1 protein-coding gene is annotated in these 1012 nt (G+C 33.4%); it reads right to left on the reverse strand.

Annotated elements, in window-relative coordinates; genetic code table 11:
- Window positions 1-239: 239 nt before the first annotated feature.
- Window positions 240-863 carry a transcriptional repressor LexA gene (lexA, locus tag HU235_RS12850; protein ID WP_095301792.1) on the reverse strand — a complete coding sequence of 208 codons (624 nt, stop codon included), beginning with the start codon at window positions 861-863 and terminating at the stop codon, window positions 240-242.
- Window positions 864-1012 lie beyond the last annotated feature (149 nt).

Here is a 1012-nt window from a genome sequence, read left to right on the forward strand (position 1 = left end):
GAAGAGGATCGTGTTTTGAAGATTAAAAAGTAAAGCAATAAAAGAGATAGTATTTCTATCTCTTTTATTGCTTCTTTATATGTAAAGATGATTCCTTTGTTCGGGCTTTTAGTGATTTTAGAATAATTTGAATTTATATAATAGCTTTTAATACTTAAACCTATGTGGATATGTCTTACTATTAATAGATTAGTTGAATGCAGTGGGAAATTAAAAAAGCATACCGTTTCGGCATACCTTCAATGAATATTACGATAGACACCAATCACCTTACCTAAAATACTAACATTTCTTAAAATAATCGGTTCCATAGTAGAATTTTCTGGTTGTAAACGAATATAATCCTTTTCTTTAAAGAATCGCTTGCAAGTTGCTTCGTCATCTTCAGTCATAGCTACAACAATATCTCCATTGTTAGCAGTTGGTTGCTGTCTAACAATTACCATATCTCCGTCTAAAATGCCAGCTTCTATCATACTTTCACCCATGATTTCTAGCATAAAAACATGGTCATCCTCTCCAACGTAACGATCTGGAAGTGGAAAGTATTCTTCTACATTTTCAATAGCAGTAATTGGAACACCTGCTGTAACCTTCCCGATCACTGGAACATTGACTACCTTACTTCTTGGAATTTGTAATTCCTCATTATCTTCCAAAATTTCGATTGCTCTAGGCTTGGTCGGATCTCTTCTTATTAGTCCTTTTGATTCAAGTCTAGCTAAATGACCATGAACGGTTGAACTAGAAGCGAGACCTACAGCTTCACCAATCTCACGAACGGATGGCGGATAACCTTTTTTTTGAACTTCCTCTTTTATAAAGCTTAGTATATCTTGTTGCCTTTTTGATAGCTTCGTCATCCTTTGATACACCTCGGATTCCTGTAATTTATGTTTATTATAGCATCTTTTACCTATTAGTACAAACATAAGTTCGAAAAAAAGGGTTGACTAGAACAATTGTTCGTAATATATTAGATTTATAAAAAATACGAACAAACATTCTTATG

The organism is Metabacillus niabensis, assembly GCF_902829255.1.
Taxonomy (GTDB): domain Bacteria; phylum Bacillota; class Bacilli; order Bacillales; family Bacillaceae; genus Metabacillus; species Metabacillus niabensis.